Genomic DNA, 6,573 nt, shown 5'->3' with positions numbered 1-6,573 from the left:
TGCTAGCACTGCGTTTGCTGGAATCGTGGATTCTTCCTGTCCTTTCATCAAAGTCAAAARWAGTTTTGCTGTTAGCGTCTTTTACTGCATTATGAGCATTAAATCCCGACAACGAAAATTCAGGCTGGTCACGGACAAGATGTTTAGGCAACACATAAACATGGCGATTCGGATGTATCTGCATTCCAGCACGGCTGGTCAATTCTGCTAAAGCCTGCCCTCGATGACAGAAACCTGGTTTTTGTAGCATCCGTGAAACATAAAGAGAACCCGTAAGATAATTACATATAAAAAAATCCACTCGATAACCCACGTAAAGCTTAGTATTACTTGTTTCACCGGCAACTAATGTGACCTTAATCGATTTATTCAATTTCTGAACCAGCGTGTTTGCAAGAGCACAATCTTTTTCAGCTTCCTTTAATGACTTCTCTGAAGGTGTAAACGGCAACGTCCAGCCGTCAATAACAACGCCCAAATTTGGATAAAGTTGCGCAAGTTTGATTAAGTATGTAGCATAACCATCAATTTGCTCTATCCAACAGCGCTTCTGCCCTTCAATTCCTACCCAAACCAATGGATAACAGCCTGCAACTTGCTTGACTTTATCCAACGCCATTGCTGTTGGTGAGGCCAGTACTTTAGCAAGCAAAACCTGGTCTGCCAAATAAAGACCATACCGGTGTAAACACTGCAAACGGCTTACCCCAACATGCATGACCCAACCCTGATTTGCGCGCGTTTTGTTATCTAATTCATCTGAAGTCAACTTCAGATATTGACAGTTATCAAACAAAAACGACAAATCATTAAAATCAAGATCGGGTACACGAGAAATAAACGTAACATCATGAAGTTTATGACAAATTTCATAGACAGCAGGAAATATTTCATAATAGTAATGGGCTGGCCTGTGGTGACTGGCAACAAAACCTAAGAATTTGTTATTTTTACTATTTTTCGCATAAGTGCATAAATCGATAAATTGACAAAAAAGCTTGATATAAAATCGCTCCACCCAAAACCCAGTTGCTGAGTGAGCTGGCTCTAACGGAATCAACACATGCGCTTCTGGCAAAAATAGAGCATCTGCCGTTGCCACAGCCTGCATCAAAAACAATGTTTTATCATCATCTACAAAGCGTAAGCATTGTAAACCAAGGGGTCTTTGCAGCTCATAACTCTCCCGACATACCGCTAAATTTCTGGAAAAAGGACTGGCGAGGGCGAGCTGACCATGACTCGCCTGTATAGCCCAGTCAATTGGAAAGCGCTCGTGAATACAATCATCAATTAATTTTCCGAGCCTATTTATTTTCACACCAGCAATGTTAGGCTTTTGCTTAACCTTCTTAATCGGTAATAGCGTAACAGGCTCTATTAATTCATTAATTTTACCCCCAACGGCTTGATAAAGCGTCATTATCGCGGCTTGTTGTTCTGAAGTAATATTAGCAATCTGGTCTCTATGGAAATAAAGCAACCCTTCAGCCGCTAACAAACGTAAACGCCGTTGCCCATCAACAGTAATACTTTTTAAATTTAGTTCAGCATGAAAGAGTCTATCAGCAAAGCCTTCTATTTCCGCATGATTTAAAGTAGCAGGATTTTTATCCATATAGTTTTGTTTTTCAGTAATTAAAAAATAAAGCAATGAGCCGTGTTGTCGATAACAAAAATGAAGATTCTAAGGTATTATGGTCTAGCCATCCTGAATTTAAAACCACAGCTAAAGTATGCCTTCTTTTGAAAAGCAAAACATTGTTTGAACCGAACGTTTTTTGAATGAAAAAATGCCTCGTTAAATCTCGATACATAATGTCAGAAAATTTATTTTTATCTATATTCAATGACGCTACGCCTAATTTAAATCGATTAGACGAATTATCTGCTTTTGAAGAACCACGCAAAAAATTCATACTCGCGATGACACCTCGTTCAGGTAGCACTTATTTATGCGATAGGATGAAAGCCACTAAACGCTTAGGCCAGCCGGAAGAATTACTAGGGCAATTGTCACTTAAAAAATACTTACGCCAAATCCCGGCACGTAATGCCGACGAGTACTTAAAAAATGCTATGCGCATTAAAAGAACGGCTAATAATGTTGCAAGCTTAAAAACCAGTTGGTTTCAATTTGAAAAATATCTCGAGGCCATGCAAGAGCGTGGATATTTGAACGAATTTAAGTACATTTATCTGACCCGGCGCGATTTAATTGCCCAAGCGATTTCATTATACCGAGCAACGGCTTCGGCTGTTTTTCATACTGATAAACAGCAAAAATCAGAAAACTTAGCTTTGTATCATACATTAGAATACGATTACGTTGCGATTAAACACTGGTTTAATCACATTGTTGCACAAGAAAAAAGGCTGGCAAGCCTTCTTTTTTCCATCAAAAAAATTTTCCCACTTTGTGTTTATTACGAAGACATTGAAGAAGATTTACTTACCGTACTTAAACGGATTGCCCTGTTTGTCTCGGTACATCCTGAAAATATTGTGTTACCAGAAGAACCCTCGTTATTCAAAAAAACTTAGCGATCAGAGAAATATTGAGTGGGCGCGCCGTTTTTTTCCTTGAAAATAGCAATATCACCTAACGCAGGCTGACCTCGTTATTTATATGAGCGCCAAACGTGCTTTTGTGATTGAAGAAATAGCCAATCCGTCTAGCGATTTTTTCGTGATTCCTGCTCTTGAAATACAAAATTATTCAATTCAACGAATTGGCTTTAATGAGCCTATTGCAGAAGAACAACTAACCGATGCGATAATCGTCTTTGTCCGCTATATCCCCGCGTACTGGCTAAGACGTATAGAAAAAGCACGACATAAGATAAACACATTGGTTTTTTTCATGGACGACGATGTCTTAGACCCAGAGGCAGCATTATCCATGCCTTGGCGTTATCAATTAAAACTGAGGCGGTTAGCCTCATCCAGAAAGAAGTGGTTACGCAAGCAACAGGCGCAACTTTGGGTTTCTACACCATACTTAATGCAAAAATATGCCTCTTGGCGACCTAAACTGGTATTGCCTAGCCTACTTAGCCAGCCTTCGCCGTTATGCAAGCTGTTTTACCATGGCTCGGCCTCGCATTCTGACGATATACGCTGGCTAAAACCGGTTGTAGAGCAAGTATTACAAGCAAATACGAATTTATGTTTTGAAATCATTGGTGGCCCACCGGTTTATCATCTGTATAAAACGTTACCGCGCACAACGATTGTACACCCTATGAAATGGCAACAATATCAAACATTTACTTGTTTACAACGTTACGATATAGGCTTAAATCCATTAGTTGCTAATCGCTTTAATCAAGCGCGTTCATATACTAAGTTTTTTGACATTACTCGATTTAATGCGGTTGGCATTTATGCGTCTAATAGCGCGTGCGCCGAAGTTATTGAACATAACAAGGAAGGCTTGATCGTTGCTATGAATCCTACAGCATGGACAGACGCTATTTTGAGGCTTGCCAGCGACTTTGAGCTAAGACAGTATTTATTAGCTAACGCCCAGCTAAAACTACAACAGCTTGCTGAGCAAGCCACGCATAATAATAGCCAGTTATTACCAACATTGCGTTAAGCGTGTGTAACGCACACAAACGTTACTGATTTATCTCATCTTGCTTTATTATTACAAGGTTTGAGTCTTTAGGTTTTGCGTATCATGTCAAAGCGCCCACTAGCCGTTACTTTACTTTTTGCGATGACGCTGTTCTTAAGCGCGTCACTAATGTTTGTTATTCAGCCGTTATTCGGCAAATTGCTATTGCCACTGTTAGGCGGTTCGCCTGCCGTTTGGAATACCTGCATGGTGTTTTACCAAACATTTTTATTTTTAGGCTATTTGTATGCTGATGTTATCAGTAAAACGCTAACGCTACGCCAACAAATCCTGATACATGGCGTGGTATTAGTATTGAGTTTTATCAGCCTGCCCCCTGCCTTACCGGATGCGATTTCCCCCCCAACCGAAGGCAATCCTAGCTTTTGGTTATTTGGCGTGTTAACCCTCGCGCTTAGCCTACCTTTTTTTTGTTGTATCAACCACCGCACCGCTTATGCAAAAGTGGTTTGCCCAGCTAGGCTTAAAAAGCAGTCAAGACCCTTATTATTTATATGCTGCAAGCAATACTGGCAGTTTGTGTGCATTATTAAGCTATCCTTTGGTCATCGAGCCTAGCTTAGGTCTGGCACAACAACGCTTAGTTTGGGGTATTTTATACGGCTTATTATGCTTATGCGTGGCTAGCTGTGCATTAGTGTTAGCTCGCGTTAAAACGGAACAGCAAGCAGCATCGGAATCAACCACAGTTGATGAAGCGCCAACACTATCTACCCAATTACATTGGCTTGCTTTGGCTTTTGTTCCTTCCAGTTTATTACTCGGTTTAACCAATTTCATCAGCACCGACATTGCCTCGGTACCGTTATTATGGATTATTCCATTAGCCGTTTATTTAGTATCGTTTATCGCCGTTTTCTCGCGCTGGAACTCGGCACTGCAAACAATTATGCGCCGTACTCAGGCCATTTTTTTATTACCTTTTATTACCTACGCTTTTATAAACCCCGCTGATTTACCGTATTGGGCTTATTTAATACTGCATGTATTAGGTTTTTTCTTTGCCGTCATGGTTTGCCACGGCGAGCTTGCCGCACAAAGACCGAGTACCCAATACTTAACTCAGTATTATTTAATCATGTCATTCGCAGGCATGTTAGGGGGGTTATTTAATACCTTTGTTGCCCCGTTTATTTTTAATAGCGTATATGAATACCCTATTATGGTGGCACTCGCTCTATTATTAAGACCCGGCATTATACCCACCCATTGGCTAAGTCGTTTGTTACAGGCGATCCCCGGACTGATAGTGTTGGGATTTGGCATTATCATGCACCCATTGATTAGCCAACCAGAAAGTTATTTCGATATTATTGCGCTGGGTTTAATTGTTATGACAGCCTTGGTATTTGCCCTCAGAAACCGTCCTATTGCTTATGCCACATCTTATGGCGCGATTATTTTCTTAGCGTTAGGTCTACACGGCTTATCGGCACAAACGCTGTATCAAGAACGGACATTTTTTGGCGTATTATCCGTGCGCAATGCCGTTTTCACTAACGAACAACAACAAGACGAAACCTATCATGAATTATTTCATGGCACGACTAAGCATGGCGCAGAACGCTTATCGAAAGAGTTCCAACAAAACGCCTTATACTTACTATAGTCGTCCAGGCCCAATGGGACAGTTATTCAGCCATTACGATGCTGTCAATGAGCACTGGCAAATCGGTGTTATAGGCTTAGGTGCCGGTGCATTAACCTGTTATCAAAAGCCCAGCCAACATTGGATATTGTATGAATTAGACCCGCTAGTCGTCACGATTGCTAAAGACCAACGTTATTTCCATTATCTCAGCGATTGTGCGAGCCAGGCAGAAACCATCATAGGCGATGCCCGCTTATCTCTCGTTAAAGCGGCTGACCAGTCTTTTGATTTATTAATGATAGATGCATTTAGCTCTGATTCCGTGCCTACACATTTACTCACATCTGAGGCGATTCAGCTTTATTTAAAAAAATTAAAACCCAATGGCATCGTCGCCTTCCATATAACCAATCGGCATTTATTATTAAAAAAAGTGTTGTCAATCCATGCTGAACACTTACACTTAGCAGCACTGATACAAGAATTTCAACCACAACAAGATTTACCCCTCATTGCAGCTACCGATTGGGTCGTCTTAGCGAATAATCCGGACGTATTCAAACCACTCACCGATAATAATGCTGGTCAATGGCAAACCCTGCCGCTGTATTTTGATATGCAGCCTTGGACTGATGATTACTCAAATATTGTCAAGATTTGGAAATAACACAACCATAACTAGAAAAACAGGAATAACCTATGTTAGGAAAAATAGAAAACTTAGACGAAACCACTCAAACAGGGGTGATTGTCAGCGATAGCAAATCATACAATTTTGCGCTTGCCAATTGGATAGCCCAAGTCCCTGCCGAAATGGGAGATGAGGTTTACTTTGAAGTCGATGGTGATAACGCTGTTAAAGTTGATTTAACCGCTGCTTATTTATTAAAAAGCCAAGCGGTTAAATCTAGGACTATCGCCACACTATTGGCTTTATTCTTGGGTTTAATTGGCGCGCATCGATTTTATTTAGGCTATTATAAAATCGGCATTGCCAGATTGTTGTTACAGGATTAACCGGTGGTTTCGGTGCTGTTTGGGGATTTATCGAAGCTGCACTTATCTTTGGTGGTCATATCAATAAAGATGCTAAGGGTAGGCTGTTAAAATAAGGGAACCAAAAAGCCATCTACACGACTGGTCTTTTGGGCGTCAGGTAGATGGCTCTTAAATTTAGGCATATGCCTAACATTTTAGGCTAGAAAATCCAGCAACTTGCCGAAAAAGGTTACCAACTTAAGACGGGACAGGTCATTCAGAACGAAGGACGCCGTAAATACGCCCCTGTAGCTTGGCGGCAGCATCCCTGCTGCCGACACCATCGCTCTAAACGCCCTAT

Annotated in this window: 5 protein-coding genes and 1 pseudogene; 5 read left to right on the top strand and 1 reads right to left on the bottom strand. The window is 41.0% G+C overall.

Annotation, left to right across the window (positions count from 1 at the left end; genetic code table 11):
* A pseudogene (locus tag VZ94_RS17695) lies at window positions 1-1,618 on the bottom strand (hypothetical protein); the annotation flags it as partial.
* A gap of 200 nt (window positions 1,619-1,818) precedes the next feature.
* Between VZ94_RS17695 and VZ94_RS17685 the strand changes: the two are divergent.
* The 5 genes from VZ94_RS17685 (at window position 1,819) to VZ94_RS25300 (ending at window position 6,251) form a co-directional block, all read left to right on the top strand.
* The gene (locus VZ94_RS17685) at window positions 1,819-2,544 is read left to right on the top strand and encodes a Stf0 family sulfotransferase (protein WP_045780229.1); all 726 of its coding nucleotides are present in this window, start codon (window positions 1,819-1,821) and stop codon (window positions 2,542-2,544) included.
* Window positions 2,545-2,629: 85 nt separating this feature from the next.
* Window positions 2,630-3,601: a glycosyltransferase family protein gene (locus tag VZ94_RS17680; protein ID WP_045780228.1), complete on the top strand. Its 972-nt coding sequence runs from the start codon at window positions 2,630-2,632 to the stop codon at window positions 3,599-3,601.
* Between the two features lie 478 nt (window positions 3,602-4,079).
* Window positions 4,080-5,252, top strand: a complete 1,173-nt coding sequence (locus tag VZ94_RS32480; RefSeq protein WP_338040504.1) for a hypothetical protein — start codon at window positions 4,080-4,082, stop codon at window positions 5,250-5,252.
* Window positions 5,197-5,901, top strand: a complete 705-nt coding sequence (locus VZ94_RS32475) for a spermidine synthase (protein ID WP_338040503.1) — start codon at window positions 5,197-5,199, stop codon at window positions 5,899-5,901. Before VZ94_RS32480 ends, VZ94_RS32475 begins: the two co-directional genes overlap by 56 nt.
* 32 nt (window positions 5,902-5,933) lie before the next feature.
* Complete coding sequence (locus VZ94_RS25300; protein WP_239650050.1) at window positions 5,934-6,251, top strand: TM2 domain-containing protein; 318 nt, start codon at window positions 5,934-5,936, stop codon at window positions 6,249-6,251.
* Window positions 6,252-6,573 lie beyond the last annotated feature (322 nt).

The sequence above is a fragment of the Methylocucumis oryzae genome, assembly GCF_000963695.1.
GTDB lineage: Bacteria > Pseudomonadota > Gammaproteobacteria > Methylococcales > Methylomonadaceae > Methylovulum > Methylovulum oryzae.
The sequence above is the reverse complement of the archived record's forward strand: the minus strand, read 5'-3'. Positions and strand labels throughout refer to the sequence as shown.

Coding starts and splice junctions, on each gene's coding strand:
- VZ94_RS17685 (WP_045780229.1), top strand. CDS start 1,819: ATGTCAGAAAATTTATTTTTATCTATATTCAATGACGCTACGCCTAAT.
- VZ94_RS17680 (WP_045780228.1), top strand. CDS start 2,630: ATGAGCGCCAAACGTGCTTTTGTGATTGAAGAAATAGCCAATCCGTCT.
- VZ94_RS32480 (WP_338040504.1), top strand. CDS start 4,080: ATGCAAAAGTGGTTTGCCCAGCTAGGCTTAAAAAGCAGTCAAGACCCT.
- VZ94_RS32475 (WP_338040503.1), top strand. CDS start 5,197: ATGGCGCAGAACGCTTATCGAAAGAGTTCCAACAAAACGCCTTATACT.
- VZ94_RS25300 (WP_239650050.1), top strand. CDS start 5,934: ATGTTAGGAAAAATAGAAAACTTAGACGAAACCACTCAAACAGGGGTG.